Genomic DNA, 26,400 nt, shown 5'->3' with positions numbered 1-26,400 from the left:
GACCCACAACGCCGGCCCCGCGCCGGCGTTCGTCTGCATTCAGGGCCCCGGGCCCAACGAGGACACCGTGCATCAAACCACCCCCACCGCTTCCAAGCATTGGCTGAGCGCCATTGCCGCCGCCGTGCTGCTGACCGCCTGTGGCGGCGCCAGCCAGGACACGCCCGCCGTTCAGGCCCAGGCCGAGGAAGGCCGCGCCAAGGCGCTGGCCGCCCACCCCAGCAGCAAGTACCCGGACCACCATGAGTTCGAGGTCGAGCTGCTGACGCCCTTTGCGTCAACCCAAGCCAACGGCGCGCGCCGCTTCACGGTCAATCTGGACTATCTGGGCGCCCCCACGGGCCAGCAGCTGGGCTATCGCCTGGACCTGATCGCCCCGAATGGCCAGCGCGTGCACAGCTGGAGCGGCATTGAGGCCTACCAGGGCAAGCCAATCACGCTGAACCTGGAGTGGGCCGGTCGCGGCGCCAATGCAACGCTGGCGGACGGGGTGTACGAGGCACGCCTGGTGGCCGCTTCGGCCGATGCGGGCGAGCAGTTCGCCAACATCGACGCCCTGCTGGCGCATGAGCACGAGGGCCATGGCGCCCACGAGCAAGTGTCCAAATTCGTACTGGGCGCGATCCCGAAGGCCCGCATGCCGGCCTTCAAGGCCATGCCCCTGGGCAGCGAACTGGCCCAAGGCGGCGAGCCGCGCCGCAAGGCCCTGGCCGCAGCCGCCACCGGCAGCTGGCCCTACACCGTGTATTACGGCACCCTGCACGGCCAGACCAATGACTCGGACGGCGGCGGCGCCCTGGCCACCTGCAGCAGCTCGCAGGCCGCACAGAGCGGCCAATACGGCCCGGCCGATGCCTATCCCTATGCCAAGAGCAAGGGTCTGGACTTCCTGGCCAACACCGAGCACAACCATTACTTCGATGGCAGCTCCAGCACCAACACCTCGGCCAGCCCGGCCACGGCCAAGGGCCGTTACGAGGCCGGCCTGAATACGGCCAACAGCTTCACTGCCAGCAACCCCGGCTTCCTGGCGCTCTACGGCATGGAGTGGGGCGTGATCAGCAATGGCGGTCACCTCAACATCTTCAACAGCGACGAGCTCTACGCCTGGGAATACAACGCCAGCAACGAGCTGCTGGGCCACCGCTACATCGCCAAGAACGACTACGCCAGTCTCTACACCGCCATGCGCGCGGCCGGCGTGGTGGGCCAGTTCAACCACCCGGATTCGAGCGGCCAATTCATCGTCAATGGTGAGTCCCTGGGCTACACCGCCGATGGCGACGAGGTGATGGTGCTGGCGGAAATCTCCAACACCAGCGCTTTCTCCAACGTGGACAACGAGAGCCAGGTCCCGGGCGGCGGCTACGAGAGCGCCTACCGCAAGATCCTGGAGCAGGGCTTCCACGTGGCCCCGGCCACCAACCAGGACAACCACTGCGCCAACTGGGGCTCGGCCTACACCAACCGCACGGCGGTGCTGATCCCCAATGGCACGGCACTGACCAAGGCCAGCTTCATCGAGGCTCTGCGCGCGCGCCGCGTGTTCGCCACCCACGACAAGAACTCGCAGCTGGTGTTCAGCGCCAACGGCAACATCATGGGTTCGCGCATCAGCAATAGCGGCGTGTTGAACCTGAATGCCGGCTTTGCCAACAGCGCCGGTCGCACGGTGTCCCTGGTCGAAATCTGGGAAGGCGTGCCGGGCCGCAAGGGCACGATGACCGTGCTGACCAACAACGCCACGCACAGCTTCACGCCCACGGCCGGCCAGCATGTCTACTACGCCAAGCTGACGCAGGACGACGGCAAGATCCTGTGGTCGGCGCCGATCTGGGTCAACCAGGGCGAAGCACCGGCCGGCGACACCACGCCACCGACCGTGACCGCCAGCGAATCGGGCAGCAGCGGCACCATCACGCTGTCGGCCACCGCCAGCGACAACGTCGGCGTGAGCAAGGTCGAGTTCTGGGTCGACGGCGCCTTGAAGGGCACGGTCACGGCCAGTCCCTTCAGCATGACGCTGGACTCCAAGACCCTGGCCAATGGCAGCCACAACCTGGTGGCCAAGGCCTTTGACGCCGCCGGCAACAGCGCCAGCTCGACGGGCGTGAGCTTCAGCATCAGCAACGCTCTGGCCGGCATCAGCGAGACGGAGAGCAACAACACCATCGCCACGGCCAATGCAGTGGGCACGGCCACCACGGTGACGGGCTTCATGGGCAGCACCACGGACAAGGACTACTTCAAGGTCAGCCTGAAGACCAACCAGAAGATCCGCGTCGACATGGTGGGCCCGACCGGCACCGACTACGACGTCTATCTGGTGACCAGCACGGGCGCCGGTCTGGCCCGTTCGGAAGGCGCGACCAGCAGCGAGACCTTCACCTACACCAACACCGCCACCGCGCGCACGGTGTACATCAAGGTCCAGAGCTACAGCGGCTCCAGCACCAGCCAGGCCTACACCCTGACGGTGACCTACCCCTGATAGGGCAAGACCCCCGCGCACTCCGGTGCGCGGTTTCAGAGCGCCAAAACAAAGGCCCGCTTGAAGCGGGCCTTTTTCTTTGCGGCGCCCTTACTTGGACGCGGCGCTGGCGGCGCTGACCACCCCGATCGGGATCACCGCCGGCATTGGGCGCGGCGTGTTCTCCAGCACTTCCAAAGCGCTCTTGCGATTCCAGGGCTCGAAGAACCACAGCGCCGCCACGATGAGCAGGGGCAGCAGCCACCAGGCGCGCAGCATGGCGCTGCGCTTGAGCGTGGCCTTGAAGACGGGTTCTTCCCTCATGCCTTCAGACTCACGCGGGCGAACTGGCGCTTGCCGACCTGCAGCACATAGGTGCCGGGCTCGACCTTCAGGCCCTTGTCGCTGATGACCACGCCGTCGATGCGCACGCCGCCCTGCTCGACCTTGCGCAGGCCCTCGCCGTTCGAGGGCACCAGGCCGGCGGCCTTCAAGAGGGCGCCAATGCCCATCGGGGCGCCGCTGAGGCTCAGCTCCGGCATCTCATCGGGGATGCCGCCGCGCGCACGGCGCTCGAAGTCTTCTTGCGCCGCTGCGGCCGCCGCCGCACCATGGAAGCGCGCGGTGATTTCGGTGGCCAGCGCCACCTTGGCCTCCTTGGGGTTGCGTCCCGCAGCCACCTCGGCCTTGAGCTTTTCAATCGCCGCAAGCGACTCAAAACTCAAGAGCTCGTACCAGCGCCACATCAGCTCGTCCGAGATCGACAGCACCTTGGCATACATGCTGTTGGCCGGCTCGGTGATGCCGATGTAGTTGTTCTTGGACTTGGACATCTTCTCGACGCCGTCCAGGCCTTCGAGCAAGGGCATGGTCAGGATGCACTGCGGCTCCTGCCCATATTCCTGCTGCAGCTGCCGCCCCATCAGCAGATTGAACTTCTGATCGGTGCCGCCGAGTTCCAGGTCGCTCTTGAGCGCCACGGAGTCATAGCCCTGCATCAGCGGGTAGAGAAACTCGTGCAGCGAGATCGGCGTTTGCGCCGCATAGCGCTTGGTGAAGTCGTCGCGCTCCAGCATGCGCGCCACCGTGGTCTTGGCCGAGAGCTGGATCAAACCCATGCTGCCCAGGCCGATGGACCACTCCGAGTTGTAGCGAATCTCGGTCTTGCTCGGGTCCAGCACCAGGCTGGCCTGCTTGTAGTAGGTCTCAGCATTGGCCTTGATCTGCTCGGGCGTGAGCGGCGGGCGGGTGCTGTTGCGGCCGCTGGGGTCACCAATCAGGCTGGTGAAGTCGCCGATCAAGAAGATCACCTGATGCCCCAGGTCCTGCAACTGGCGCATCTTGTTCAACACCACCGTGTGACCCAGGTGGATGTCGGGTGCTGTCGGGTCCAGGCCCAGTTTGATCCGCAGCGGCTGGCCGGTGGCGGCCGAACGCGCCAGCTTCCGGACCCAGGCTTCTTCGGGCAGCAACTCCTGCGTGCCGCGCAGACTCACAGCCAGCGCCTCGCGCACGGCGTCGGTAATCGGGAACTCGGGGCTGGCAGCTGAAGACATGGCGTGTGAAGGAAAGCACGGCATAAACCGTGACAAAAGTCATGAATCGACGGGCCGGGCTTTCCCGGCGGTGCGTCCGGGCGGTCGCCGTTAGAATCGCGGCCTTGTTTCGCTACGCCGGTCCAAGAGGTCTGAAGACCCGCCGACGCCAAAGCCCTTCATCAAGGGCCGCGATTCTAGGTGAGTGACCCGCTCGCGCTCCTGGCCTCCCGGTCAGTCGAGCACGCGCAGCCGGTGCAAGCCCCCTACCGCCGTCGGACCGGGGAGGCCGACCCTTGCAACCCCTGGTGGCTGCGCCGGATCCTGAAACAGGACCATCGCGCCCCGCACCTCGTGGTTCTTGCATGAACTGGATTGATCGGCTGAGCCAAGTGCTCAGACCCTTGGAACAATTTGCAGCGCGCCACCCGCGTGCGCTGACGGGCACCCTGCTGGGCCTGATCGGCAGCTTTGGCGTCACCGCCTTCGGCATTGCGCCGCTGGTGCCCAATGCCTCGGACTTGCCACAGCGCACCGTGCAGGAAGCCCTGCCCGTCCTGCCTCTGGAAGAGCAACTGGCCGAGCTGGCGCAACACAGCATCGGCCTGCGGCGGCACGACAGCACGCGCAGCGGCGACACGGCCGACAGCCTGCTCAGCCGCCTGGGTGCCTTCGACTCCCGCTTCGCGGCGCATTTGCGCAGCGATCCAACCGCACAACTGCTCTTGAAAGGCCGCGCCGGCAAGCGGGTTGAGCTCACGGCCGATGCCAACGGCAAGGTCCAAAAGCTGGTCGCTCGCTACGCGGCCAGCAGCCCGGAGTTGGCCCAGACGCACTTCAGCCGCTTGGTGGTGGAGCGCCTGGCTGATGGCGAACTGAGCAGCCGACTGGAGATGGGGCGCCTTGAGACCTCGGTGCGCTTGGCCAGCGGCCAGATCGAAAGCTCTCTGTTTGCTGCCACCGACGAAGCTGGCCTGCCCGACAGCGTGGGTTCTCAACTGGCCGAGATGTTCTCGGGCGAAATCGACTTCCACCGCGAGCTACGCAAGGGTGACCGTTTCACCCTGGTGTTTGAAGGCCTGAGCGCCGATGGTGAGCCCGTCAGCTGGGGCGCCGGGGCTGGCCGCGTGCTGGCTGCCGAGTTCGTAAACGCCGGCCGCTCCCACCAAGCGGTCTGGTTCCAGGACCCACAGAGCGGCAAGGCCAGCTTCTACGACTTCGAAGGTCAGAACAAGCGCCGCGCCTTTCTGGCCAGCCCGATGGAGTTCTCGCGCGTGACCAGTGGCTTTGCCATGCGCTTCCACCCCATCCACAACACCTGGCGCCGCCACAACGGCGTGGACTACGGCGCCCCGCACGGCGCCCCGGTGCGCAGCGTGGGCGACGGCATCGTGGAGTTCGCCGGTTGGCAGAACGGCTTCGGCAATGTGGTCCATCTGCGCCACAGCGGCGACCGCACCACGGTGTATGCCCACCTGAGCAAGATCGACGTGCGCAAGGGCCAGCGCGTGGATCAGGGGCAACGCGTAGGCGCCGTGGGCGCCACCGGCTGGGCCACCGGTCCGCATTTGCACTTTGAGTTCCGCGTCGGTGGCCAGCACAAGGATCCACGCGTCCTGGCCAAGGCCAGCGAATCCACGCCGCTGCCCGCCCATGCGCGCGCGCCCTTCAAGGTCCAAGTGGCCGAGGCCCGGGGCCAGCTCAAGGTGGCCGCCACCTTGGGACAGGGCGTGACCGGAGCGGACTGAGCATTGCGCTCGCCTGAGCTCTATGCCGGGCTGATGTCCGGCACTTCGCTGGATGGCGTGGATGCTGTGCTGCTGGAGGTGAGCTCAGCCGGCCCGCGCTGCCTGGCACATCGGCATCAGCCCTTCGCTCCAGAGCTAGCCGGCGAGCTGCTGGCGTTGAACCAGCGCGGCGGGGAAGATGAGCTGCATCGCGCCGCCCTGGCAGCCAATTCGGTGGCCGACGCCTACGCCAGCGTGCTGGATGAGTTGATGGTTGCCGCGCAAGTGTCGGCCCAAGCCGTCCGCGCTGCAGGCGCTCATGGCCAGACCGTGCGGCATCGCCCGGAACTGGGCTTCACCCTGCAATTGCTGAATGCCGCCCGCCTGGCGGAACGCAGCGGCATTGCCGTGGTGTCCGATCTGCGCAGCCGCGATGTGGCGGCCGGCGGTCAGGGCGCGCCACTGGTGCCGACCTTCCATCGCGCCGTGTTTGGCCGCACCGAGCACGATGTCGCGGTGCTGAACTTGGGCGGCATGGGCAATCTGAGCCTGCTGCATGCGGATGGCCGCACTCTGGGCTTTGACACCGGCCCCGGCAACGTGCTGCTGGATCTCTGGCACCAGCGCCATCGCGGCGGCCCCTTCGATCCGGCCGGCGCCTGGGCGGCCACAGGACAGGTCGACGGACTGCTGCTGGAGCGCCTGAGCAGCGAAGCCTTCTTTTCGCTACCTCCGCCCCGCTCGACCGGGCGCGACCTTTTTGGCGCCGCCTGGTTGCAGCAACACGTGCGCAACGAGGCGCCGCAGGACGTTCAGGCCACCCTGGCCGAACTGACGGCCTGGACCGTGGCCAACGCCCTGCAAACCCATCTGCCACAGGCGCAAGAGTTGATCGTCTGCGGTGGAGGCGCCTTCAACACCGACCTGCTGGGCCGATTGCGGCGCCGTTTGCCCGGCGTGAGCCTGGTGGACAGCTCGGAGCGCGGCTTGCCCCCCATGCAGGTCGAAGCCGCCGCGTTCGCCTGGTTGGCTCAGCGCTTCATGACAGGCCTGCCGGGCAACCTGCCCGCCGTCACCGGTGCCCGAGGCCCGCGCCTGCTGGGCGCCCTGCACCCCGCCTGAACGAAAAAGCCGCCCGCAGGCGGCTTGTCTGGGGCCGAAAGGATCAGGCCGAGAAGCTGGATCCGCACCCGCAGGTCGTCGTGGCGTTCGGGTTCTTGATCACGAACTGCGCGCCGCTGAGGTCGTCCTTGTAGTCAATCTCGGCGCCCATCAGGTACTGCAGGCTCATGGCGTCGATCAACAGGGTCACGCCGTTTTTGCTCATCTGCGTGTCGTCGTCGTTGGCCACCTCGTCAAAGGTGAATCCGTACTGGAAGCCCGAGCAGCCGCCGCCCTGCACGAAGACACGCAGCTTCAGGTCCGGGTTGCCCTCCTCGGCCACCAACTCGGCCACCTTATTGGCAGCACTGTCCGTGAACACCAAGGGAGCGGGGATATCAAGCGTTTCGGCAACAGCGTTCATGATGGATTTTCCTTGCGAGGCCCGCATTATCGAGGGCAAACAAAAAGGCCGCAGCAAGCTGCGGCCTTTCTTGATGAACAGCCAAGGCTGTCCGTCGGTGTATCAGCGCTTGCTGAACTGCTTCCGGCGACGGGCGCCGTGCAGACCGACCTTCTTACGCTCGACTTCACGGGCGTCACGGGTCACGAAGCCGGCCTTGCTCAGCTCGGGCTTCAGGGCCACGTCATAGTCGATCAGCGCGCGGGTCACACCCAGACGCACTGCGCCGGCCTGGCCGGACTCACCACCACCGTGCACATTGACCTTGACGTCAAAGGCTTCGGCGTTGTTGGTCAGCACCAGGGCTTGGCGGGCCACCATGATGGAGGTCTGACGGCCGAAGTACTCGGCGATCGGACGACCGTTGACGGTGATCTGGCCGGTGCCCTTCTTGATGAAGACACGGGCAACCGAGGACTTGCGACGGCCGGTGCCGTAGTTCCAATTACCGATCATGCTCAGATCTCCAGGACTTTGGGCTGCTGAGCGGCGTGCGGGTGGCTGTCACCGGCGTAGACCTTCAGCTTCTTGACCATGGCGTAACCCAGGGGGCCCTTGGGCAGCATGCCCTTGACGGCCTTTTCCAAGGCGCGGCCGGGGTGCTTGGCCTGCATGTCCTTGAACTTGGTGGCATAGATGCCGCCAGGGAAACCGCTGTGACGGTAATAGATCTTGTCTTCCGACTTGGTGCCGGTGACACGGATCTTGTCGGCGTTCAACACGATGATGAAATCACCGGTGTCCACGTGAGGCGTGTAAATGGCCTTGTGCTTGCCGCGCAGTCGGAGTGCCACTTCGCTGGCAACACGTCCGAGCACCTTGTCGGTGGCGTCAATCACAAACCACTCGTGCGTCACTTCGGCCGGCTTGGCGCTGAAGGTCTTCATGAATGTCTTTCAAACAGGCTTCTTGAACCCTGCCGCTCGGCGCTGCTTATGTTCGAAAGCACTCGCATGCCCCCGCAGCCTCTCATGGCAAGTCCCACACCCAAAGCCCACTGAGCGCGGAAAAGCCGGCGAGTTTATCAGGGTTCTCTTGGATTGAGCAAGATGCACCCATGAAGCCGACCAAGCCTGCACATAATGGCCGCCATGAGTGCTCCCAAGAGTGCCAACCCCGCCGGCGACTCACCGCTGCGCACCGCGCTGGCTGCGTTGCGCGGGAATTGGGTACCGATCCGCTCATTGGGCCGGCGCCATCGCCGCCGCATCCTCAAGCACCTACTGGCCCTGGGCGGGCCGGATCGCTATCTGCGATTTGGCTACGCCGCCAGCGACGGGCAGATCGAACGCTATGCCCTGAGCCTGGAGTTTGGTCGTGACGAGTTGCTGGGGGTCTTCAATCGCCGCCTGGAGCTGGTGGCCATGGCCCATCTGGCCTACACCCTCAGCGGCCCCGAGGCCGACACCGCCGAGTTTGGTGTGTCGGTGCTGGAACGCTACCGCGGGCGCGGTCTGGGCAGCCGGCTGTTCGAGTTGGCCTGCCTGCACGCGCGCAATCGCAATATGCGCTTTCTGCTCATCCACGCGCTGAGCGAGAACCAGGCCATGCTGCGCATCGCCGAAAAGGCCGGCGCCTGGGTGGAAGAGGTGGCGGAGGGCAGCGTCAGCGCCCGGCTTCACCTACCCGAGGACAACTGGCGCAGCCATGCCGAGCAAGCGCTGGAGGAGGGCTTGGGCGAGTTGGACTTCCGCCTCAAGCACCAGGCCAAGCAGTTGCAGGACTTCGTGGACAGCGTACAGACCGAGGTACGGGATCTACTCGGCGATGATGCGCCGCCCCCTGCCGATCCCCCCCCTCCCCCTTGAACCTCGATTACGCCGAACTCGACCCTGGCCGCGTGCTGGATGCCCTGGACACCGTGGGCCTGCGCGGCGATGGTCGCCTGCTGCAACTCAACTCCTACGAGAACCGCGTATTCCTGGTGCATCTGGAGGACGGCGCGGCCGTGGTCGCCAAGTTCTACCGCCCGGCGCGTTGGAGCAACGAGCAGCTGCTCGAAGAGCACCGCTTCGCCCTGGACCTGCAGGCCGATGAAGTGCCTCTGGCCGCACCACTGCCGCTGCAAGCTTGCGGCGCCAGCTTGCTGGGCGAACCGCCCACGCTGGCGCAGTGGCAGGGCTTGCGCTTTTGCGCCGCGCCGCGTCAGGGCGGTCGGGCACCCGAGCTGGAAGACTTGGAGGTCCTGGAAGTCCTGGGGCGCTTCATTGCGCGCATCCATCGAGTGGGGCGTCAGCGGGAATTTACCCATCGCCCCCGCTGGGCAGGCCGTTCACCCGGCGACCTGGCCGTGGAAGCCGTGCGCGCCAGTGGCTGCCTGCCCTATGAGCTGGAGGGACGCTGGCACGGCATGGTGGAACGCTGCCTGCAGGCGGTGCAGCAGGCCTTTGGCGCCCAGCCCGGTCTGCGAACCCAGCGCCTGCATGGCGACTGCCATCCCGGCAATCTGCTGTGGACACCGGGCGGCGGCGCGCACTTCGTGGATCTGGACGACGCCGTCACCGGCCCTGCGGTGCAGGACCTGTGGATGCTGCTCAGTGGCGACCCGGCTCAGGCCCAGCAACAACTGCGCGCCCTGCTGGCCGGCTACGAGCAGGTGCTGGACTTCGACCGCCGCGAGCTGACGCTGATTGAACCCCTGCGCACCCTGCGCATGATTCATCACAGCGGCTGGATCGCGAAACGTTGGGACGACCCGGCCTTCCCCATCGCCTTCCCCTGGTTCGGCACACCCAACTACTGGCTGGACCAAGTGGCCAAACTGGCCGAGCAACTCGAAGCCATGCAAGACGCTCCGCCCGCCCCGCCGCCGAAGGATGACGATGACTTCGTCAACTTCGACGGCGATGGTTTTGCCTGAGCTTCAGGCCAACAGCAGGGCGTTGACGCGTCGCACATAGGCCGCCGGGTCTTCCAGCGCGCCGCCTTCGGCCAGCAGGGCCTGGTCGAACAGCACCTGGGCCAGGTCGTCGAATCGGGCATGGCCGTCCAGGGCCTTGACCAGCGCGTGCTCGGGGTTCACTTCCAGCGTGGGCTTGGCCGCCGGAGCGTCTTGGCCGGCCTGCTTGAGCAGGCGGCTGAGGTGGGCGCTCATGTCACCCTCTTCCACCACGATGCAGGCCGGCGAGTCGACCAGGCGGGTGGTGACGCGCACGTCCTTGGCGCGCTCCTTGAGCGACTCCTTGAGCTTCTCCAGCATCGGCTTGAAGGCCTCGGCAGCCGCCTCGGCGGCCTTCTTCTCGGCCTCGTCCTGCAGCTGACCCAAGTCGACCGCGCCCTTGGCGATGGACTGCAGGGTCTTGCCCTCGAAGTCCTGGAAGTGGCTGACCATCCACTCGTCCACACGGTCGGCCAGCAACAGCACCTCGGTGCCCTTCTTGCGGAAGATTTCCAGCTGCGGGCTGTTCTGCGCGGCCGCCAGGCTGTCGGCGGTGATGAAGTAGATGTGCTCCTGCCCCTCCTTCATGCGGCCCACGTAGTCGGCCAGGCTGACGTTTTCACTGGCGTGGGTGGAGGCAAAGCGCAGCAGCTTGGCGATGCGCTCGTGGTTTTGGAAGTCCTCGCCCATGCCCTCTTTGAACACCGCGCCGAACTCCTTCCAGAAACCGGCGTACTTGTCCTTGTCGGCTTGGTCCTCGCTGTTGGCCAGCGCTTCGAGCATGCCCAGCACCTTCTTGGTCGAGCCCTCGCGAATGGCGCGCACATCGCGGCTTTCCTGCAGCAGCTCACGGCTCACGTTCAGCGGCAGGTCGGCCGAGTCGATCACGCCGCGCACGAAGCGCAGGTAGCTGGGCATCAACTCCTGGGCGTCGTCCATGATGAAGACGCGCTTCACATAGAGCTTGACGCCGGGCTTCTTGTCGCGGTTCCAGAGGTCAAACGGAGCCTTGGCGGGGATGTAGAGCAGCTGGATGTACTCGCTGCGGCCCTCCACGCGGTTGTGCGTGTGGGTCAGCGGCGCCTGGCTGTCGTGGCTCAGGGTCTTGTAGAACTCGTCGTACTGCTCCTGCGTGATGTCACTCTTGGAGCGCGTCCACAGGGCTGAAGCCTTGTTGGCGGTCTCCCACTCGTCGGTCACCACATAGGCGCTCTTCTCGGCGTCCCAAGTCTCTTTGCGCAGCAGGATGGGCAGGCCGATGTGGTCGCTGTATTTGGCCACCGTGGAGCGCAGCTTCCAGGGCTGCAGGAAATCGTCCTCGCCCTCGCGCAGGTGCAGGATCACATCGGTGCCACGGCCGGCCTTGTCGATGGCCTCGACCTCGAACTCGCCCGTGCCTTCGCTGGTCCAGCGCACGCCCTGGGCGGCGTCCAGACCGGCACGGCGGCTCTCGACGGTGATGCGATCAGCCACGATGAAGCCCGAGTAAAAGCCCACGCCGAACTGACCGATCAAGTTGGCGTCGCCCTTTTTGGCCTCATCCAGCGCCGACATGAAGTCGCGCGTGCCGCTCTTGGCAATGGTGCCCAGGTGCGCAATGGCTTCGTCGGCGCTCATGCCGATGCCGTTGTCGCGGATGGTCAGCGTGCGCGCTTCCTTGTCCACGATCAGGCGGATCTCCAGGTTCGGCTGATCCTCAAACAGCGCGTTCTGGTCCAGGGCCTCGAAGCGCAGCTTGTCGCAAGCGTCGCTGGCGTTGGAGACCAACTCGCGCAGGAAGATCTCCTTGTTCGAGTACAGGCTGTGCGTCACCAGATGGAGGATCTGTTTGACTTCGGCCTGGAAGGCGTGGGTGTGCTTGGTGCTCATGGATCAAATCCCTCAAAAAACAAACCGGCGCCGGCCATATGGGGCCAGGGGCGCCGGCTTCAAGGGGGCGAATTCTGGATCAGTCGCGGGTTCATTCCCCCCGGACCGCCGCATCCAAGCCCGCCAGCAGCTCTTCTGTCTGCGCCCAGTCCAGGCAGGCATCGGTGATGCTCTGGCCATAGACCAGCCGGGCCGGATCGTCCTTGCCGGGGCTGAACTTCTGCGCACCGCCACTGAGGTGGCTTTCCACCATCACGCCGAACACCTGGCGGCGACCGGCGCGCCATTGGCGCGCCAGCTCCTCGGCCACCAGCAGCTGGCGCTCGTGCTTCTTGCTGCTGTTGGCGTGGCTGCAGTCCACCATCAGGCGCGTGGGCAGCTTGGCGGCGGCCAGTTCGGCGCAGGCCGCATCCACGCTGGCCTCGTCGTAGTTCGGCGCCTTGCCGCCGCGCAGGATGACGTGGCAGTCCTTGTTGCCCTTGGTCTGCACGATGGCGACTTGGCCGTTCTTGTGCACCGACAGAAAGTGGTGCGGCCGCGCAGCCGCCTGGATGGCGTCGCAGGCGATCTTCAGATTGCCATCGGTGCCGTTCTTGAAACCGATGGGCGCCGACAGGCCCGAAGACAACTCGCGGTGCACCTGGCTCTCGGTGGTGCGCGCGCCAATCGCGCCCCAGGCGATCAGGTCGCCGATGTATTGCGGCGAAATCACGTCGAGGAATTCCGAACCCGCCGGCAGGCCCAGGCGGTTGATCTCCAGCAGCAACTGGCGCGCGATGCGCAGACCCTCGTCGATGCGGTAGCTCTCGTCCAGGTAGGGGTCGTTGATCAGCCCCTTCCAGCCCACCGTGGTGCGCGGCTTCTCGAAATAGACCCGCATGACGATCTCCAGCGTGCCGCGGTACTTCTCGCGCAGGGGCTTGAGCCGGCGTGCGTACTCCAGCGCCGCGGCCGGGTCGTGGATGGAACAAGGGCCCACCACCACCAGCAGGCGTTCATCCTTGCCCGCCAGAATGTTGCGGATGGCCTGCCGGGTGTTGAGCACCAGCTTTTCCATCGGCGTTCCGGCCACCGGGAAGAAGCGGATCAGGTGCTCCGGCGGCGGCAGCGGGGTGATGCCGGCAATGCGCTCGTCGTCGGTGCGGCTGGTGCGGTCTTCCTGGCTGTACACGCGTTCGGGCAGGGCTTTGGCGTTCATGGCGGGTCCTGAAAAGAAAAAACCGCCGGGCTTTGAGGCCGGCGGTTTGTAGGGATTCTTGGTGCGTTGCGCGCTCAGATCTCTCCACCGCCTAGGCAGGGATAGAACCAAAAATAAAAAGCAGCGGCAGCGCGGAACATGACGGCGAATGTATCAGGCCGTACCGCCCACGGTGAGGCCTTCAATGCGAAGGGTGGGTTGCCCCACGCCGACGGGCACCGACTGGCCTTCCTTGCCGCACACGCCCACGCCGCTGTCCAACGCCATGTCGTTGCCGATCATGGACACGCGGGTCAGGGCCTCGGGGCCGTTGCCGATGATGGTGGCGCCCTTCACGGGATAGAGGATCTTGCCCTTCTCCACCCAATAGGCCTCGCTGGCCGAGAAGACGAATTTGCCGCTGGTGATGTCCACCTGGCCGCCACCGAAGTTGGTGGCGTAGAGGCCCCGGTCGATGCTGGCGATGATCTCGGCCGGATCGCGGTCGCCGCCCAGCATGTAAGTGTTGGTCATGCGCGGCATGGGCACATGGGCGTAGCTCTCGCGCCGGCCATTGCCGGTCTGAGCCACTTTCATCAACCGAGCATTCATCGCGTCCTGGATGTAGCCGACCAGGATGCCGTCCTCGATCAGCACATTGCGCTGCGCGGCATGGCCTTCGTCATCGATGTTCAGGCTGCCGCGCCGGTCCGGCAGGGTGCCGTCGTCCAGCACCGTCACGCCCTTGGCGGCCACGCGCTGGCCAATGCGGCCTGAGAAGGTGCTGGACCCCTTGCGGTTGAAATCGCCCTCCAGGCCATGGCCCACGGCCTCGTGCAGCAGCACGCCGGGCCAGCCCGGACCCAGCACCACGGTCATTTCGCCGGCAGGGGCCGGGCGGCTCTCCAGATTGGTGAGCGCGCCGTTCACGGCCTGCTCCACATAACTGCGCAGCACCTCGTCGGTGAAGTAGGCCAGGCCAAAGCGCCCGCCGCCACCGCCGCTGCCCACTTCGCGGCGGCCGTTGCGCTCGGCGATCACGGTGATGGACAGGCGCACCAGGGGCCGCACATCGGCGGCCCGCAGGCCGTCGGCGCGGGCAATCAGCACGGTCTCGTGCTCGGCCGCCAGGCCGGCCATCACCTGCACCACCGCCGGGTCCTTGGCGCGCGCCATGCGCTCGATGCGCTCCAGCAGGGCCACCTTGGCGGCGCTGTCCAGGCTGGCGATGGGGTCGTGGGCGCCATAGAGCTGCAGGCCCTGGGCCTGGCGCGGGCGCACGGCGATGCGTCGGCTCTGGCCGGCGGCCGCGATCGAACGCACGGTCAGCGCGCAGTCGGCCAGGGCGGCCTCGCTCAGGGAATCGGAATAAGCGAAGGCGGTCTTCTCGCCCACCACGGCCCGCACGCCGACGCCCTGATCGATGGAGAAGCTGCCACTCTTGACGATGCCCTCTTCCAGGCTCCAGCCCTCGGCGCGGGTGGTCTGGAAATAGAGATCGGCATCGTCCACTCGGTGGGCGGTAATCAACTTCAGCGTACGTTCCAGCGCGGCTTCATCGAGCCCGAAGGGCGTGAGCAAGCGGCTGTGAGCGGTGGCCAGCGCGGCCACCATGGCGTCGGGTGCGTTCATGTGCGGATTGTGCTTGCTCATGGCGGGATGAACCGCTTCACATCGCTTTACCGAGGTTTACGCAAACCCGGTCGGCCACCGCACCGTGATGCCGTTGTGGACGGCAGCCGGCTTCATTGCGCCGGCACCCACTCACGCAAAGGACTGCCATGAAGACTTCCGCCCTCGCCTTGCTGCTGACTGCCTTGCTGGTCACCCACATCGACGCCCAGGCGCAGACCGCCCGCGCCGAACGGCGCGAAGCGCGCCAGGAAGAACGCATCCAGCGCGGTGCGGCCAATGGCTCGCTGACTGCGCAGGAAACCCTGAAACTGGAGAAGGAGCAGGCTCGCATCGACCAACTGGAAAACAAGGCCGCCGCCGATGGCGTTGTGACGGGCAAGGAGCGCCGCCGCATTGAAACCGCGCAGGACGCTGCCAGCCGCGACATCCGGCGCAAGAAGCACAACGGCCGCACGCAGTGATGGCTACGGCGCCTTGAGCTCCAGGGCGCGCGCATACAAGGTGTTGCGCGCCACGCCGCTGATCCGTGCCACCAGACCCACGGCCTGCTTCAGCGGCAGTTCCTCCATCAAGATCTGAAGCTGGCGCTCGACCTCGGGGGCCAGGCCCTCGGTCTGCTGCGGCGGTTGCGCATGCAGCACCAGCGCGAACTCGCCGCGCTGGGCGTGGGGGTCGCGCGCCAGCAGCGCGGGTAGCTCCGCGCACTGCAGGCGGTGCACCGACTCGAACTGCTTGGTCAGCTCGCGGCACCAAGTCACCCCACGCTGCGGCCAGCGCTGGGCCAACTCCGCCGCCAAGTCCGCCACGCGATGCGGCGCCTCGAACAGCACCAGAGCGTCGGGACTGGCCTCCAGAGCCGCCAGCGCCTGCGCCCGCGCCTCACCCTTGGGCGGCAGAAAGCCGACGAAGCGAAAGCCCTGAGCCAGCTCGTCACCGGCCACCGATAAGGCCGCCAATGTGCTGCTGGCGCCAGGGATGGGAATGCAGCGCAGCCCGGCGCGCTGCAACTCGGCCACCAGACGCGCGCCGGGGTCCGACACCGCCGGCGTGCCGGCGTCGCTGATCAATGCAATGCGCTCGCCGCGCTGCAGTCGCTCCGCCAGACCCTGAGCGGCCTCGCGCTCGTTGTGCTGGTGCAGGGCCAGCAAGGGCTTGTGCAGTCCGTAGTGGCGCAGCAGCTGGGCGCTCACCCGCGTGTCTTCACAGGCCACCGCATCCACCAGGCGCAGCACATGCAGGGCGCGCAGACTCAAGTCGGCCAAATTGCCAATCGGCGTGGCCACCACATAGAGGGCACCGGCGGGATACTGCTGCGCACCAGCCGCCTGGGCGGCGGCGGCAACAAGGTCGGGGGCAGTGGACATGTTCGGGTTCAAGACCACCCGCGCCAAGGGTGAGGAAGGGGAAGCGCGTGCCCTGCAGCACTTGGAGCAGCAGGGCCTGAGGCTGGTGGCGCGGAATTATCGAGTCGGTGGCGGCCCGGGTCGGCCCGGGGGTGAGATCGATCTGATCCTGCGTGACCGCCAAGGCGTGCTGGTCTTCGTCGAGGTTCGCCAGCGGCGCAGCAACCAGCAGGGCGGCGCGGCGGCCAGCATCGACGCCGCCAAGCGCCGCCGCCTGGTGCGTGCGGCCCAAACCTATTTGCTGAATGTCCACCCCTTGCCGCGCTGCCGTTTCGATGTGGTGGCGATCGACGGCGAACAGATCGAGTGGCTGCAGGCCGCCTTTGATGCCGGGTAAGCCCTGATCAGGCCGAGGCGGGCCGCTAAGATCCGCCGCCCATGCTTGAAGCCCGCATCCAACAACAGTTTTTCGAGAGCGCCGACCTGTTCTACCAGGCCGCCGAGCAGCTCACCCGCCCCCTGGCCTCCGCCGCGCAACTGGCCATGTTGGCGGTCACCAACGGGGGGCGCCTATTCCTGGCTGGTGCCGGCCTGGCCCAGCTGGATGCCCAATGGGCCGCGCAGTTGCTGATGGATCGCTTTGAGCAAGATCGTCCCGGCCTGAGCGCACTGGCCCTGGCGCCCCAGCTGGGTGCGCAGGGCGGCGTGCCGGCCCTGGCGCGCCAGCTGCAGTCGCTGGGTCACCCGGGCGACCTGTTGATCTGGATCGACCCGCAAGCCGAAGCCGACGCCAGCCCCCTGATCGAGGCAGCCCATGGTCAGGACGTGGCCGTGGTGGCGCTTTGCGGCGCGCAAGACCAGTCTTTGCGCACCCTGCTGCGCGACACCGACCTGCTGATTCGCGTCAACCACCCACGCTGGCCGCGCGTCAGCGAGACCCACCGGCTGGCCTTGCACGCGCTGTGCGACGCCATCGATGCCCAATTGCTTGGCCTGGAGGCCTAAATGAAGATTCGCTCGTACGCGCTGCCCCTGCTGTTGTCGCTGACCGCCCTGACTGCCTTGACGGGCTGCGCCCCGCTGGTGGTGGGCGGCGCCATGGTGGGCGGCGCCCTCGTCGCCACCGACCGCCGCACCGCCGGCACCCAACTGGAAGACGAAGGCATTGAGGTCAAGGCCACCCTGCGCCTGAAAGAGCAACTGGGCGACCGGGTCCACATCAACGCGAACGCCTACAACCGCGTGTTGCTCTTGACCGGCGAGGTCAAGGAAGAAGCCGACAAAGCCCGCGCCGAAGAGATTGCCGCCCGTGTCGACAACGTCAGCCGGGTGGTCAACGAATTGCAGTACGGATTCCTGAGTTCGCTCAAGTCCCGCGCCGGCGACATTGCCGTCAAGACCAAGGTGCTGGCCACCCTGGTAGATGCGCAGGACCTGCAATCCAACGCATTCCAGGTGGTGGTCGAACGCTCCGAGGTCTATCTGATGGGCCGCGTGACCGAACGCGAGGCGCACCGTGCGGTGGAGCTGGTGCGCGGCATCCCGGGCGTGGCCAAGGTGGTCAAGGTGTTTGAGATCCTGACCGAGGACGAGTTGGCCCGCCTGCGGCCGGCCAAAAAATAGCCGCGCCTATGCGCCTCCCTCAAGGGGCGCGGCCCGGCCAAGGCGGTTCCAGGGTGGCAATTGATCAGCGCTGCCGATTTCGCTGCTCACTCAACCTTCTGATGAGGGATGAGGTGTCCCAGCGCCCGCCGCCTTGGGCCTGCACGTCGGCATAGAACTGATCGACCAAGGCGGTCAACGGCAGCGCGCTGCCATTGCGCCGCGCTTCGTCCAGCACCAAGCCCAAGTCCTTGCGCATCCAGTCCACCGCAAAGCCAAAGTCAAAGCGGTCTTCGAGCATGGTCGGTCCACGCTGGTCCATCTGCCAGCTCTGCGCTGCCCCTTGGCCAATCACCTTCAGCACGGCCGGCATGTCCAGCCCGGCGCGCTGACCAAAGGCCAGGGCCTCCGAGAGACCTTGCAGCACTCCGGCGATGCAAATCTGGTTGACCATCTTGGCCAGTTGCCCGGCGCCACTCTCGCCCAGATGGGTAACCGCCTTGGCATAGAGGCGCAGCACCGGCTCGGCCTTCGCAAAGGCCGCCTGGGGGCCACCACACATGACAGTGAGCTGGCCCTTCTGTGCGCCCACCTCGCCACCCGAGACCGGCGCGTCAACGAAGGACACGCCACGCTCGGCGCAAACCTTCGCCATCTCGCGAGCCAACTCGGCCGAGGTGGTGGTGTGGTCGACGATCACTGCACCCGCTGCCAAGGTCTGCAGCAGGCCATCCGGGCCGGTGACGACCTGACGCACATCCTCGTCGCGGCCGACGCACAGGGCCACCACATCGACCCCTTCAGCCAACTGCGCCGGGCTGGCGGCCGCCACACCCCCATGTTGCGCCACCCAGGCCTGCGCCTTTTCCGGGCGGCGGTTGAATACCCGCACCGAATGACCGGCCTGCGCCCAGTGGCCGGCCATGGGGGCACCCATCGCGCCCAGGCCGACAAAGGCCAGACGGGGCGCCGTCATCAGCGAGCCCCCAACTGGGTCTGCAGCTCGCGCGCTTCCTTCAGCTCGGGGTCAGCCTTCAAGGCCAGCTCCAGTGCGGCTCGCGCGGCCGGCACCTGATCCAGCATTTGCAAGGCCTGCGCCTTGCGCAATTGCAGCAAGCCATTCTGCGGCTGCGCCTTGAGCACCGGCTCCAGGGCTTCGAGCGCCGGCTTGGGTTCCTTGCGGGCCAGCAGCAGCACGGCCAGGGTGTCCAGATAGGCCAGCTGGTTGGGCACCAGTTCAACGGCCTTGCGCGCCGAGCGCAGGCCTTCGTCCAGGTCCTGCTTGCGCTGCGAGGCCAGCCAAGCCAAGTTGTTCAACGCCGGATGGAACTTGGGGTCGGCACGCAAGGCGGTGCGGTAGCCGGCCATGGCGCCATCGAAGTCCTTGGCGCCTTCTTTCAGGATGGCAATCTTGGTGTGCACCACGGCGGCGTTCACGTCCGGCAGGGTCAACAGGCTCTGCAGCACTTCCTGGGCCTTGGCGCCTTGGCCATTGGCGGCCAGCGCATCGGCCAGCACCAGCTGCGGCGCCTGGGCCTTGGCGTCCGTCTTGGCAGCGCGCTCAGCCAGGCTGACGGCCTGCGCCTTATCGCCCAGGGCCAGGGCCATCTCGGCCGCTGCCACCAGGGGCATGGCCTGACCCGGCAGGCGTTGGGCCAACTGCTCCAGCGTGGCCATGGCTTCCTTGCGCTGGCCCAGCAGCGCTTGCGCGCGCGCCAAACCGACCCAGGCTCCCATCTCCACCGGTTGCAACTGACTGGCACGCTGGAACAGAGGCAGGGCCTCGGCAGCCTTGCGCTGACGCAGCAACAGGTCGCCCAGATCGAACAGGGCCTCGCGATGATCCGGCTGGTCCTTCAGCAAGGCCTGGTAGCTGGCCTGGGCCGGCGCCAGCTGACCGCTGGCCACCTGCAGACGGGCCTGAGCCAGACGCACCAACACCGATTTGGCATCACGCTGGCTGGCCGCCTGCAGCTGAGCCTGCGCGGCCTTCACATCGCCACGCTTGAGCGCCACTTCGGCCAGCCCCACCAAGGGCGCTGCTGCGCTGATGTCGGCCTTGGCGGCCTCCTGGAACTTCTGCTCGGCCTTTTTGAGGTCGCCCGCGGCCATGGCGGCCCGTGCGGCCGCCCAGGCAGCCTGGGCTGCGGCGCCCTTGGGCGCCAGCGGATCCTGCGCGGCGGCCGCCGCTTGCTGGGGCGGCAGACGACCATCCTGGATCACGCCCGCGTGGGCGGCCCCTAGGGCGAGAGAGAGGGCACAAAGAGTCAGACGAGAGGCATTCAACATGAGGATCAGACGATGGTGAGGTGTTCAGTTCCGGAAGACAGATCGCCGCTGCGGGCGCGTTCGCTGTTGAGCTTGATGTTCAGGCGCAGGTCGTTGACCGAATCGGCGTTGCGCAAGGCGTCCTCGTAGGTGACCTTGCCCAACTCGTAGAGGTCAAAAAGCGCTTGGTCAAACGTCTGCATGCCGAGCTCGCGCGAGCGTTTCATCACATCCTTGATCTCGCCCACCTCGCCCTTGAAGATCAGCTCAGAGATCAGCGGCGTGTTGATCAGAATTTCCACCGCCGCCACCCGGCCCTTGCCCTCGCGGCGCGGCAACAGGCGCTGCGACACCAGGCCCTTCAAGTTGAGCGACAGATCCATCAGCAGCTGCGTGCGGCGCTCTTCGGGGAAGAAGTTGATGATGCGATCCAGCGCTTGGTTGGCGCTGTTGGCGTGCAGGGTGGCCATGCACAGGTGGCCCGTTTCGGCAAAGGCGACCGCGTGGTCCATGGTCTCGCGATCGCGGATCTCACCCATCAGGATCACGTCGGGGGCCTGGCGCAGAGTGTTCTTCAGCGCCATTTCCCAGCCATCGGTGTCGATGCCCACCTCGCGCTGCGTGACGATGCAATTCTTGTGCGGGTGCACGAATTCGACCGGATCCTCGATGGTGATGATGTGGCCGTAAGTGCTTTCGTTGCGGTGGTCGATCATGGCCGCCAGGGTGGTGCTCTTGCCCGAGCCCGTACCGCCCACCAGGATGATCAGGCCGCGCTTGGTCTGCACCAGATCCTTCAAGATGTGCGGCAGGTCCAGGCTCTCCACCGTGGGCAAGGTGGCCGGAATGGTGCGCAACACCAGACCCACATGGCCCTGCTGCAGGAAGGCGTTGACGCGGAAGCGCCCGATGCCTTGGGGCGAGATGGCGAAATTGCACTCCTTGCTCTTTTCGAACTCGGCCGTCTGTTTGTCATTCATGATGGCGCGCGCCAACTGAATGGTGTGCTGGCCCGAAAGCGGCTGCGGACTGACCTTGGTGATTTTGCCGTCCACCTTGATGGCGGGCGGGAACTCGGCCGTCAGGAACAGGTCCGAACCCTTGCGGCTGACCATCAGGCGCAAGAGGTCGTTGATGAATTTCGAGGCTTGGTCGCGTTCCATTGAATGGTCCTTGGGCTAGGCGCCCCGCTGGGTAGGCGCTCTGCCGAGTGGGTTGCGGAACTTCCCCGGCTTTAGCCGGGGAAGTTCTCCGGGAACTTGGCTTTGCCGCGGGCTTCGGCCGGGCTGATGACGTTGCGACGCACCAGGTCGGTCAGGTTCTGGTCCAGGGTCTGCATGCCCATGCTCTGACCGGTCTGGATGGCGGAGTACATCTGCGCCACCTTGTTCTCGCGGATCAGGTTGCGGATGGCCGAGGTGCCAATCATGATTTCGTGCGCCGCCGTGCGGCCGCTGCCGTCCTTGGTCTTGCACAGGGTCTGCGAGATCACCGCGATCAGCGACTCCGAGAGCATGGCGCGCACCATTTCCTTTTCGGCCGCCGGGAAGACGTCGACGATACGGTCCACCGTCTTGGCCGCCGAACTGGTGTGCAGGGTGCCGAACACCAAGTGGCCCGTTTCTGCCGCAGTGAGCGCCAGGCGGATGGTCTCCAGGTCGCGCATCTCGCCCACCAGCACCGCGTCCGGATCCTCACGCAGCGCGCTGCGCAGGGCGTTGGCAAAGCTCAAGGTATGTGGGCCGACCTCGCGCTGGTTGATCAGGCACTTCTTGCTCTCATGCACGAATTCGATCGGGTCCTCGATGGTGAGGATGTGGCCGTATTCGTTTTCGTTCAGGTGGTTGACCATGCCGGCCAAGGTGGTGCTCTTGCCCGAACCCGTCGGCCCCGTCACCAGCACCATGCCGCGCGGCCGCATGGCCAGGTCACCAAACACCTTGGGCGCGCCCAGCTGCTCCAGCGTCAGGATCTTGCTCGGAATGGTGCGGAACACCGCGCCAGCGCCGCGGTTGTGGTTGAAGGCATTGACGCGAAAGCGCGCCAGGCCTTGGATCTCGAACGAGAAGTCCACTTCCAGCACGTCTTCGTACACCTTGCGCTGGCTGTCGTTCATGATGTCGTACACCATGTCGTGCACGCCCCGGTGGTCCAGGGCCTCGACATTGATGCGGCGTACATCGCCATGCACCCGGATCATCGGCGGCAGGCCGGCCGAGAGGTGCAAGTCCGAGGCCTTGTTCTTGACCGAGAACGCAAGCAGTTGGGTGATGTCCATGGCAGTGGGCTTTGGGCTGGAGGTAGGCTCGCGGCCATTATGGCCACGCTCGAACACCGACTCCGTGATGTGCACGCGCGCATCGATTCCGCTTGTATCCAGGCCGGCCGACCGCGCAGTGCGGTCCAGCTGCTGTGCGTCTCCAAGACCCAGCCCGCCGACGCTGTGCGCGCCGCCCTGGCAGCAGGTGAGCACCACTTCGGCGAGAACTATGTGCAGGAGGCGCTGGACAAGATGGCGGCACTGGCCGACCTGCGCGCCAACCTGGTGTGGCACCTGATCGGCCCGCTGCAGTCCAACAAGACCCGGGTGGTGGCCGAACAGTTCGACTGGGTGCACAGCGTGGACCGGCTGAAGATTGCCGAACGCCTCAGCGCCCAACGCCCCAGCCATCTGCCGCCCTTGCAAGTGTGCTTGCAGCTCAATGTCAGCGGCGAGGCCAGCAAGAGTGGCGTGGCCTTGGCCGAGTTGCCAGAGCTCGCCCGAGCCGTGGCCGCGCTGCCGGGTTTGCGGCTGCGCGGACTGATGAGCATTCCCGAGCCGGCCGCCGACCTGGAATCGCAACGCCGCCCCCACCATGTATTGGCACAAGCCCTGAGTGACTTAAGGGATGGGGGCCTGGCCCTGGATACCCTGAGCATGGGCATGAGCGCCGACCTGGAAGCGGCGGTGCTGGAAGGCAGCAGCTGGGTGCGCATCGGCAGCGCGGTGTTCGGTGCCCGGCCCGCAAAGCAAACAATGGATGCGCAATGAAATTCAAGAACAGTCTGCTTTATCTACTGGGTCTGTTGCTGGTGGCCTGCGGGGGCGGCGGTGGCGGTAGCACCGCGCCAGCGCCCTCCCCAGCCCCACCCCCTGCGCCGGCCCCGAGCTTTCCCCTACCCACCACCGGCAAGGCCTCGGCCGACAGCCCGATCGCGGCCGCCTGCGGCGGCGGCAGCGGCACGCTGTACGCCAACGCCGAGGTGGAGCCGTGGCTGGCGATTCACCCCAGCAATCCCGACATCTTGGCCGGCGGCTGGCAGCAGGATCGCTGGGGCGGCGGGGCCGCGCGCGCCACGATGAGCGGCGTAAGCCTGGACGGCGGTCAAAGCTGGCGGCGTACCTTGCACCCCTTCTCGCGCTGCGGCGGTGCTACCACGGGCAGCGCGGGCGACTACGAGCGCGCCAGCGATCCCTGGGTGGACTTTGGACCCAGCGGCATCCTCTACGCCATGGCATTGGCGGCATCGGGTGCCACCCAACAGCCCGGCTCGGTCAGCGCCATGCTTGCCACCCGCTCGCTGGACAACGGCCAGACCTGGGAGCCCGTGCAAACCCTGGTGCGCGACACCGGCAGCCTGTTCCACGACAAGAACGCTCTGACCGCCGACCCCTATCACCCGGCCTTCGTCTATGGCGTCTGGGATCGGCTGGACTCGGTGGGCAACGGCCCCACGCTGATGGCGCGCTCGCAGGACGCCGGCGCCAGTTGGGAGCCCGCGCGCGCCATCTACACGCCCATCCAGCCCGGCGGTGTGGCGCAGACCATCGGCAACCGCATCGTGGCCGTGGCCCCGGGCGTGCTGGTCAATGTGTTTGTGGAGATCGACACCGTCGGCGGCGTGAGCACCAACTGGGTGGGTGTGGTGCGCTCCACCAACAACGGCCAGAGCTGGGGCACGGCGGTGCGCATTGCAGAGCACCGGGCGGTGGGCACGCGCGACCCGCAGAACGCCAGCCTACTGGTACGCGACGGCGCCATCCTGCCCAGCATTGCCGTGGGCAGCAATGGTCGGCTGTGGGTGAGTTGGCACAGCGCCGAACCGGGCGGGCGGCATGACCGCATCGTGGTCGCCACCTCGGACGATGGCGGCATCAGTTGGACCGCACCTCGAGTGGTCAATCAACGCACCGATGTCGCCGCCTTCACCCCAACCCTGGCCGCCGGACGCAACGGCCAGGTGGGCCTGCTGCACTTTGACTTGCGCGAAGACACCGCCGACCCCAGCACCTTGCTGGCCTCGGCGTGGCTACTGACCAGCAGCGATGGCATCACTTGGCGCGAGACCAAGGTCTGGGGGCCCGTGGACCTGTCTCAAGCGCCCAATGCCCGCGGCTATTTCCTGGGCGATTACATGGGCCTGGTGGCGCGCGGCGATCGCTATCAAGCCCTGCTGGCTCTGCCGCAGCGTGATGCCAACAATCGCACCGACGTCTTCTTGCTCAACGTGACCCCGGCCACCACCAGTCAGGCCGTGGAGGCCCCCAGGCTGCGCGCCCTCAGTGCCAACGCGCGCGCGGGTGTCGACGCCTTGGCCCAGCAACGTACGCAGTGGGCCCTGGCCCAGCGCCGCAATGCGCCACCGGAACGGTAGGTGAGGAGGTAGGCAAGGGTGAGTCGCAATATCGACGCCACTCCCGCCTTGTTATAAGGACGAACCGCTGCCCCGCAGCTGCATGGAGACGGCAATGCGATGGATTCGTTCCGGTCGACGTTTGGGGGTCTTGGGCGGCGTGGCGCTTGCGCTGCAGGCGCTGAGTGGCGCGGCCCTGGCGCAAGAGTTCAAGACCAGCGGCTTCCTGTCCGTGGTGGCAGGGCGCACCCAGGGCGATTGCAGCGCGACCGCACTCGCGCCGAAGTACCAGTCATCCTGCACCCGCAGCATCGTCGATTGGGGTCATGCGGCGGTCTATGACGAGAGCTGGGCGCTGGACCAGGAAAGCCGGCTGGGCTTGCAAGGCGAATGGAAGATCAGTCGCGACTTCAGCGCTGTGGCGCAAATCACCGCGCGCACGCTCAAGGACCAGCACCTGAACCTAGAGTGGGCCTACCTCAGCTACGCCCTGAACCCTGAGTGGAAGATTCAGCTCGGCCGCAAGCGCATCCCGCTCTACTACTACTCTGACTTCCAGGACGCTGGCTATGCCTACAACACCGTGCGACCCTCGCCTGATGTCTATGGCTGGGACGTCGTCAACTACAACGGCCTGAGCCTGAGCAACACCAAGAACCTGGGCGATTGGACGCTGCGCACCGAGCTCTACACCGGCAGTGAGAAGAGCAAAGAGAACCCCTACTACACCCTGTTCACCGAAGACAGAAAAGACGTCGAATGGGGCGGTATCACCGGCCTGTCCGTGGAAGCCAGCAAGGATTGGTTCACCGGCCGCATCAGCTACACGCGCTCCAACATTCGTGTCCGCGACCGCGCCAGCGGCGACTACGCCGAGCTATACAACGGCGGCACCAAGGCCAATCAGAGCTTTTTGGGTCTGGTGCTCAATGGCGACTGGGAAGAGTGGCAGTGGCGCAGTGAATTTGGCAAGGCCCGCCGCATGCAAGCCGTGGGCTACGACGCCAAGTTTTACTTGATGACCCTGGGCCGCCAGTGGGGCAATTTCACCCTCACCGCCGGCCTAAGCCGCTACGCCGAAAGCAGCCGCTTCGACTTGGCTGACTACGTGCCGGTGACCCTATCCACAAACACCCTGGCTCTTCGCTACGAGATCCATCAAGGCGGCGCCCTGAAGCTGCAACTGGATCGGGTGCGCGACCGCACCGCACTGGCACCGCTGACCGGCCCTGCCAGGGTGATCAGCGTCGCTTACGACCGCGTGTTCTGAACGCAGCGAGGCCCAATATGCACAAACCCCTTCCCTGGCTGGGCCTGCTGTTCAGCCTTTTTGCCACCCAGGCCTCGGCCCAAGTGGTGGTGATCGTCAACCCCAAGAGCGAGGTCAAGTTGACCGCCGAGCAAGTGGCCTCGCTCTATATGGGCCGCAGCACCAGCCTGCCCGGTGGCATCAGCCAACCCGTGGACCTGCCCGAGGCCAACGCCGCGCGCGAACAGTTCTATAGCAAGGCGGCCGGCAAGACCGGCGCTCAGGTCAAGGCCACCTGGGCCCGACTCGCCTTCTCCGGCAAAGCCACGCCCCCGAAGGAGCTGGCCACCGCCGCCGACATCAAGAAGTTCGTGGCCGCCAACGTCGATGCCATCGGCTACATCGACAAGAGTGCGGTAGACAGCAGCGTCAAAGTAGTGGTGCCGCTGGAGTAGGCATCAGCGAAAAA

26 protein-coding genes are annotated in these 26,400 nt (G+C 66.2%); 13 read left to right on the top strand and 13 right to left on the bottom strand.

The window, feature by feature from the left end; genetic code table 11:
• Positions 1-67: 67 nt before the first annotated feature.
• Positions 68-2,491 (top strand): CehA/McbA family metallohydrolase, encoded by a 2,424-nt coding sequence (locus FF090_RS19385; RefSeq protein ID WP_138855688.1) that lies wholly within the window; start codon positions 68-70, stop codon positions 2,489-2,491.
• Positions 2,492-2,581: 90 nt separating this feature from the next.
• On the opposite strand, the gene FF090_RS05035 is transcribed toward FF090_RS19385, so the two are convergent.
• Together FF090_RS05035 and tyrS are read right to left on the bottom strand one after the other, a co-directional pair.
• Positions 2,582-2,794 (bottom strand): hypothetical protein, encoded by a 213-nt coding sequence (locus FF090_RS05035; RefSeq protein ID WP_138855687.1) that lies wholly within the window; start codon positions 2,792-2,794, stop codon positions 2,582-2,584.
• Entirely contained in the window at positions 2,791-4,026 is a 1,236-nt protein-coding gene (gene tyrS / locus FF090_RS05030; protein ID WP_138855686.1) for a tyrosine--tRNA ligase, read from the bottom strand. Before tyrS ends, FF090_RS05035 begins: the two co-directional genes overlap by 4 nt.
• Positions 4,027-4,370: 344 nt before the next feature.
• Here tyrS and FF090_RS05025 point away from each other — a divergent pair, with 344 nt between their 5' ends.
• A complete protein-coding gene (locus FF090_RS05025; RefSeq protein ID WP_138855685.1) occupies positions 4,371-5,753 on the top strand; it encodes a M23 family metallopeptidase in 1,383 nt (460 codons plus the stop codon).
• Between the two features lie 3 nt (positions 5,754-5,756).
• Positions 5,757-6,854, top strand: a complete 1,098-nt coding sequence (locus FF090_RS05020; protein WP_138855684.1) for an anhydro-N-acetylmuramic acid kinase — start codon at positions 5,757-5,759, stop codon at positions 6,852-6,854.
• A gap of 43 nt (positions 6,855-6,897) precedes the next feature.
• Here FF090_RS05020 and erpA read toward each other — a convergent pair whose 3' ends face one another.
• The 3 genes from erpA to rplM form a co-directional block, all read right to left on the bottom strand.
• Positions 6,898-7,257 carry an iron-sulfur cluster insertion protein ErpA gene (gene erpA / locus FF090_RS05015; protein WP_138855683.1) on the bottom strand — a complete coding sequence of 120 codons (360 nt, stop codon included), beginning with the start codon at positions 7,255-7,257 and terminating at the stop codon, positions 6,898-6,900.
• A gap of 102 nt (positions 7,258-7,359) precedes the next feature.
• Positions 7,360-7,752 (bottom strand): 30S ribosomal protein S9, encoded by a 393-nt coding sequence (gene rpsI / locus FF090_RS05010; protein ID WP_138855682.1) that lies wholly within the window; start codon positions 7,750-7,752, stop codon positions 7,360-7,362.
• 2 nt (positions 7,753-7,754) lie between these two features.
• A complete protein-coding gene (rplM, locus tag FF090_RS05005; protein WP_138855681.1) occupies positions 7,755-8,183 on the bottom strand; it encodes a 50S ribosomal protein L13 in 429 nt (142 codons plus the stop codon).
• A 204-nt stretch (positions 8,184-8,387) separates the two neighbouring features.
• Between rplM and FF090_RS05000 the strand changes: the two genes are divergently transcribed.
• Together FF090_RS05000 and FF090_RS04995 are read left to right on the top strand one after the other, a co-directional pair.
• Positions 8,388-9,104: a GNAT family N-acetyltransferase gene (locus FF090_RS05000; protein ID WP_138855680.1), complete on the top strand. Its 717-nt coding sequence runs from the start codon at positions 8,388-8,390 to the stop codon at positions 9,102-9,104.
• Positions 9,101-10,156: a serine/threonine protein kinase gene (locus FF090_RS04995; RefSeq protein ID WP_138855679.1), complete on the top strand. Its 1,056-nt coding sequence runs from the start codon at positions 9,101-9,103 to the stop codon at positions 10,154-10,156. Before FF090_RS05000 ends, FF090_RS04995 begins: the two co-directional genes overlap by 4 nt.
• Positions 10,157-10,159: 3 nt before the next feature.
• Here the strand turns inward: FF090_RS04995 and htpG are convergent, their stop codons facing one another.
• The 3 genes from htpG to tldD form a co-directional block, all read right to left on the bottom strand.
• Positions 10,160-12,043 (bottom strand): molecular chaperone HtpG, encoded by a 1,884-nt coding sequence (htpG, locus tag FF090_RS04990; RefSeq protein ID WP_138855678.1) that lies wholly within the window; start codon positions 12,041-12,043, stop codon positions 10,160-10,162.
• 91 nt (positions 12,044-12,134) lie between these two features.
• On the bottom strand, positions 12,135-13,241 hold the full coding sequence (locus FF090_RS04985) for a 3-deoxy-7-phosphoheptulonate synthase (RefSeq protein WP_138855677.1): 1,107 nt from the start codon (positions 13,239-13,241) through the stop codon (positions 12,135-12,137).
• 153 nt (positions 13,242-13,394) lie between these two features.
• Positions 13,395-14,852 carry a metalloprotease TldD gene (gene tldD / locus FF090_RS04980; protein WP_138858291.1) on the bottom strand — a complete coding sequence of 486 codons (1,458 nt, stop codon included), beginning with the start codon at positions 14,850-14,852 and terminating at the stop codon, positions 13,395-13,397.
• Between the two features lie 149 nt (positions 14,853-15,001).
• On the opposite strand from tldD, the gene FF090_RS04975 reads away from it, so the two are divergent.
• Complete coding sequence (locus tag FF090_RS04975; RefSeq protein ID WP_138855676.1) at positions 15,002-15,316, top strand: hypothetical protein; 315 nt, start codon at positions 15,002-15,004, stop codon at positions 15,314-15,316.
• A 3-nt stretch (positions 15,317-15,319) separates the two neighbouring features.
• Here FF090_RS04975 and rsmI read toward each other — a convergent pair whose 3' ends face one another.
• Positions 15,320-16,219, bottom strand: coding sequence for a 16S rRNA (cytidine(1402)-2'-O)-methyltransferase (gene rsmI, locus FF090_RS04970; protein ID WP_138855675.1), 900 nt, complete (start codon positions 16,217-16,219; stop codon positions 15,320-15,322).
• Between rsmI and FF090_RS04965 the strand changes: the two genes are divergently transcribed.
• Genes FF090_RS04965 through FF090_RS04955 form a run of 3 tightly spaced genes read left to right on the top strand, consistent with a single transcriptional unit; the run spans position 16,218 to position 17,821 of the window.
• Positions 16,218-16,595, top strand: a complete 378-nt coding sequence (locus FF090_RS04965) for a YraN family protein (RefSeq protein ID WP_138855674.1) — start codon at positions 16,218-16,220, stop codon at positions 16,593-16,595. The two genes, rsmI and FF090_RS04965, sit on opposite strands and share 2 nt — an antisense overlap.
• A gap of 41 nt (positions 16,596-16,636) precedes the next feature.
• Entirely contained in the window at positions 16,637-17,203 is a 567-nt protein-coding gene (locus tag FF090_RS04960) for an SIS domain-containing protein (RefSeq protein ID WP_138855673.1), read from the top strand.
• Positions 17,204-17,821, top strand: coding sequence for a BON domain-containing protein (locus tag FF090_RS04955; protein ID WP_138855672.1), 618 nt, complete (start codon positions 17,204-17,206; stop codon positions 17,819-17,821).
• Between the two features lie 64 nt (positions 17,822-17,885).
• On the opposite strand, the gene FF090_RS04950 is transcribed toward FF090_RS04955, so the two are convergent.
• The 4 genes from FF090_RS04950 to FF090_RS04935 form a co-directional block, all read right to left on the bottom strand.
• On the bottom strand, positions 17,886-18,776 hold the full coding sequence (locus FF090_RS04950) for an NAD(P)-dependent oxidoreductase (RefSeq protein WP_138855671.1): 891 nt from the start codon (positions 18,774-18,776) through the stop codon (positions 17,886-17,888).
• A complete protein-coding gene (locus FF090_RS04945; protein ID WP_138855670.1) occupies positions 18,776-20,089 on the bottom strand; it encodes a tetratricopeptide repeat protein in 1,314 nt (437 codons plus the stop codon). Before FF090_RS04945 ends, FF090_RS04950 begins: the two co-directional genes overlap by 1 nt.
• A 5-nt stretch (positions 20,090-20,094) precedes the next feature.
• Positions 20,095-21,231, bottom strand: coding sequence for a PilT/PilU family type 4a pilus ATPase (locus FF090_RS04940; RefSeq protein ID WP_138855669.1), 1,137 nt, complete (start codon positions 21,229-21,231; stop codon positions 20,095-20,097).
• Between the two features lie 71 nt (positions 21,232-21,302).
• Entirely contained in the window at positions 21,303-22,346 is a 1,044-nt protein-coding gene (locus tag FF090_RS04935; protein WP_138855668.1) for a type IV pilus twitching motility protein PilT, read from the bottom strand.
• 39 nt (positions 22,347-22,385) lie between these two features.
• Between FF090_RS04935 and FF090_RS04930 the strand changes: the two genes are divergently transcribed.
• The 4 genes from FF090_RS04930 to FF090_RS04915 all read left to right on the top strand — a co-directional run bounded on the left by FF090_RS04930 (position 22,386) and on the right by FF090_RS04915 (position 26,386).
• On the top strand, positions 22,386-23,099 hold the full coding sequence (locus FF090_RS04930; protein WP_138855667.1) for a YggS family pyridoxal phosphate-dependent enzyme: 714 nt from the start codon (positions 22,386-22,388) through the stop codon (positions 23,097-23,099).
• Entirely contained in the window at positions 23,096-24,703 is a 1,608-nt protein-coding gene (locus FF090_RS19735) for a sialidase family protein (protein WP_138855666.1), read from the top strand. Before FF090_RS04930 ends, FF090_RS19735 begins: the two co-directional genes overlap by 4 nt.
• Before the next feature lie 94 nt (positions 24,704-24,797).
• Positions 24,798-25,952, top strand: coding sequence for a hypothetical protein (locus FF090_RS04920; RefSeq protein WP_138855665.1), 1,155 nt, complete (start codon positions 24,798-24,800; stop codon positions 25,950-25,952).
• Positions 25,953-25,969: 17 nt separating this feature from the next.
• A complete protein-coding gene (locus FF090_RS04915) occupies positions 25,970-26,386 on the top strand; it encodes a type 2 periplasmic-binding domain-containing protein (protein ID WP_138855664.1) in 417 nt (138 codons plus the stop codon).
• The last annotated feature ends 14 nt before the right edge of the window (positions 26,387-26,400 follow it).

Origin of the sequence: Inhella inkyongensis, assembly GCF_005952805.1 — a bacterium.
In the GTDB taxonomy this organism is placed as follows: Bacteria; Pseudomonadota; Gammaproteobacteria; order Burkholderiales; family Burkholderiaceae_C; genus Inhella; species Inhella inkyongensis.
Note: the sequence above shows the minus strand (reverse complement) of the source record. Positions and strands in the feature narration are given on the sequence as shown.

Bases quoted from the DNA above. Each gene is read 5' to 3' on its own strand.
- FF090_RS05035 (WP_138855687.1), bottom strand. From the start codon at position 2,794: ATGAGGGAAGAACCCGTCTTCAAGGCCACGCTCAAGCGCAGCGCCATG.
- tyrS (WP_138855686.1), bottom strand. From the start codon at position 4,026: ATGTCTTCAGCTGCCAGCCCCGAGTTCCCGATTACCGACGCCGTGCGC.
- FF090_RS05025 (WP_138855685.1), top strand. From the start codon at position 4,371: ATGAACTGGATTGATCGGCTGAGCCAAGTGCTCAGACCCTTGGAACAA.
- erpA (WP_138855683.1), bottom strand. From the start codon at position 7,257: ATGAACGCTGTTGCCGAAACGCTTGATATCCCCGCTCCCTTGGTGTTC.
- rpsI (WP_138855682.1), bottom strand. From the start codon at position 7,752: ATGATCGGTAATTGGAACTACGGCACCGGCCGTCGCAAGTCCTCGGTT.
- rplM (WP_138855681.1), bottom strand. From the start codon at position 8,183: ATGAAGACCTTCAGCGCCAAGCCGGCCGAAGTGACGCACGAGTGGTTT.
- FF090_RS05000 (WP_138855680.1), top strand. From the start codon at position 8,388: ATGAGTGCTCCCAAGAGTGCCAACCCCGCCGGCGACTCACCGCTGCGC.
- htpG (WP_138855678.1), bottom strand. From the start codon at position 12,043: ATGAGCACCAAGCACACCCACGCCTTCCAGGCCGAAGTCAAACAGATC.
- FF090_RS04985 (WP_138855677.1), bottom strand. From the start codon at position 13,241: ATGAACGCCAAAGCCCTGCCCGAACGCGTGTACAGCCAGGAAGACCGC.
- tldD (WP_138858291.1), bottom strand. From the start codon at position 14,852: ATGAACGCACCCGACGCCATGGTGGCCGCGCTGGCCACCGCTCACAGC.
- FF090_RS04975 (WP_138855676.1), top strand. From the start codon at position 15,002: ATGAAGACTTCCGCCCTCGCCTTGCTGCTGACTGCCTTGCTGGTCACC.
- FF090_RS04965 (WP_138855674.1), top strand. From the start codon at position 16,218: ATGTTCGGGTTCAAGACCACCCGCGCCAAGGGTGAGGAAGGGGAAGCG.
- rsmI (WP_138855675.1), bottom strand. From the start codon at position 16,219: ATGTCCACTGCCCCCGACCTTGTTGCCGCCGCCGCCCAGGCGGCTGGT.
- FF090_RS04960 (WP_138855673.1), top strand. From the start codon at position 16,637: ATGCTTGAAGCCCGCATCCAACAACAGTTTTTCGAGAGCGCCGACCTG.
- FF090_RS04955 (WP_138855672.1), top strand. From the start codon at position 17,204: ATGAAGATTCGCTCGTACGCGCTGCCCCTGCTGTTGTCGCTGACCGCC.
- FF090_RS04950 (WP_138855671.1), bottom strand. From the start codon at position 18,776: ATGACGGCGCCCCGTCTGGCCTTTGTCGGCCTGGGCGCGATGGGTGCC.
- FF090_RS04945 (WP_138855670.1), bottom strand. From the start codon at position 20,089: ATGTTGAATGCCTCTCGTCTGACTCTTTGTGCCCTCTCTCTCGCCCTA.
- FF090_RS04940 (WP_138855669.1), bottom strand. From the start codon at position 21,231: ATGGAACGCGACCAAGCCTCGAAATTCATCAACGACCTCTTGCGCCTG.
- FF090_RS04935 (WP_138855668.1), bottom strand. From the start codon at position 22,346: ATGGACATCACCCAACTGCTTGCGTTCTCGGTCAAGAACAAGGCCTCG.
- FF090_RS04930 (WP_138855667.1), top strand. From the start codon at position 22,386: ATGGCCACGCTCGAACACCGACTCCGTGATGTGCACGCGCGCATCGAT.
- FF090_RS19735 (WP_138855666.1), top strand. From the start codon at position 23,096: ATGAAATTCAAGAACAGTCTGCTTTATCTACTGGGTCTGTTGCTGGTG.
- FF090_RS04920 (WP_138855665.1), top strand. From the start codon at position 24,798: ATGCGATGGATTCGTTCCGGTCGACGTTTGGGGGTCTTGGGCGGCGTG.
- FF090_RS04915 (WP_138855664.1), top strand. From the start codon at position 25,970: ATGCACAAACCCCTTCCCTGGCTGGGCCTGCTGTTCAGCCTTTTTGCC.